The sequence below is a fragment of the Pseudoalteromonas sp. P1-26 genome (genome assembly GCF_001401795.1).
Lineage (GTDB): Bacteria > Pseudomonadota > Gammaproteobacteria > Enterobacterales > Alteromonadaceae > Pseudoalteromonas.
Map to the genome: position 1 here is coordinate 1 of NZ_LKDX01000118.1, position 759 is coordinate 759.

Genomic DNA, 759 nt, shown 5'->3' on the forward strand with positions numbered 1-759 from the left:
GCACTGAATGAGTGGCATATTCAAAGTGATGGTTTTAAAACAAAACCAAGCACACAGCAGTTTGTTGCCTCTTACAAAGCAGAAGCCGACCAAATAGCCCCACAACCCATTGTGAATTTAACTGCGCCGCTTAATCAGCTATCTAATCATGCGCACGATTACCTATATAAACAAGGCCGTTTGCCTGACCAATTAGCAAACACCGCATTCAGCGAATTTGATTTAGACACCCTAAAAACCCTACAACCCGGCGATCACTTTATTTTAGTGATCGACGAATACCTAAGTTACACCGTCGAAATTAGTAACATTATTGAAGCTAGCAATGGCGATAGAAGTGTATTTGGCAAGGTCAATGATCATGCCAAAGCAGGCCATCAAGCCGTGATGACCCTCACAGAAAACACCCTACAAGGCCAATTTGACGCCGGTAATCAAAGCTACAAGTTTCAAAGCCATGGTGAATACGGGTGGGTAACGAAGTTGTAGGTAACGAGGTACGAGTTGCTAGCTACAAGGGGAAAGGGGAAAGTTAGCGAGTTTCGAGATACGAGATACGAGATGCGAGGGGAAAGTTAGCGAGTTACAAGATGCGAGATATGAGATACGAGGAACAAGATACGAGGAACGAGTTTCGAGTCTGTAGCAGTGATTTTACATCGCGCCCAAGAACCAAAATCCTAGCACCAATTGCTTCCCTGTAGGACTGGCTTTAGCCGGGAATGGTTTGAGTAAGTGACGAGATACGAGGTGCGAGAT

At 44.9% G+C, this 759-nt stretch carries 1 pseudogene; it reads left to right on the top strand.

From position 1 onward, the window contains the following. Window positions 1-489 (top strand): annotated as a pseudogene (locus AN394_RS22095) (hypothetical protein); the annotation flags it as partial. Window positions 490-759 lie beyond the last annotated feature (270 nt).